The sequence below is a fragment of the Bradyrhizobium sp. CFUWI genome, assembly GCF_056429085.1.
Genome location: NZ_JBWJZE010000198.1, coordinates 1 through 447, shown reverse-complemented (window position 1 = coordinate 447; position 447 = coordinate 1). Strand labels below are relative to the sequence as shown.

Here is a 447-nt window from a genome sequence, read left to right as displayed (position 1 = left end):
TCGTGGTTCTGCTCGATGGCCGCCGCGGGCAATCGCGTGATGCCGATGCCGTAGCAGCCCATCTCGAAGAAGGCCGGCTTGCCGTCCTCGCCGAGGAAGGTGGCGTTCATGGCTTTGCTGTACTTGGTGCCCAGGTAGAACACGTGGCCCACCTCGATGCCGCGTTCGATCGCGAGCGTGCCCTTGCCGTCCGGCGACGGGTCGCCGGCCACCACGTTGCGCAGATCGGCCACCAGCTCCGGTTCGGGCAGGTCGCGGCCCCAGTTCACGCCGGTCATGTGGAAATCGACCTCGTTGGCGCCGCAGATCCAGTCGGCCATCACCGCCACCTCGCGGTCCACCACCAGCCTGACGGGCTGGCGCAGGTTCAGCGGGCCGAGGTAGCCGGGCTTGCAGCCGAAGTGGTCTTCGATCTCGCCCACGGTGGCGAAGCGGAAGCCCGCGTCC

General features: G+C 68.2%; 1 protein-coding gene. It reads right to left on the bottom strand.

The window, feature by feature from the left end; genetic code table 11:
* Positions 1–447: YbaK/EbsC family protein (locus tag AC066S_RS39400; protein ID WP_478271997.1), on the bottom strand; the 447-nt coding region annotated here is incomplete at both ends.